The organism is Nocardia sp. NRRL S-836 (assembly GCF_001279525.1).
GTDB lineage: Bacteria > Actinomycetota > Actinomycetes > Mycobacteriales > Pseudonocardiaceae > Lentzea.
The window spans coordinates 1-272 of record NZ_LGDY01000071.1; the positions used below are offsets into that span (position 1 = coordinate 1).

Consider the following 272-nt stretch of genomic DNA (forward strand, 5'->3'; position numbering starts at 1 on the left):
CCGGGCTTGATGGACTTGGTGGAGATCACGTCCAGGCCGGTCACCTTGCCGACCAGTTTGCCGACGACCTTCATGATCTTGGTGAAGATCTCGACCAGCTTGCCCAGCAGCGGCGAGACCTTCTTGATGGTCTTGATGAGCTTCTGGATCAGCTCACCGATGCGCGTGGCCCACTTCGAGATCGCCGTCACGGCCTGCGCCACGATCACGGGCGTGCCGAAGCCGAGCGTGAACACGGCCTCCAGCACCCACGTGATCAGCTTGCCGACGAG

Annotated in this window: 1 protein-coding gene; it reads right to left on the minus strand. The window is 62.1% G+C overall.

The window, feature by feature from the left end; genetic code table 11:
- The coding region (locus ADL03_RS48275; RefSeq protein ID WP_197288207.1) for a hypothetical protein at nucleotides 1–272 on the minus strand (272 nt) is incomplete at both ends.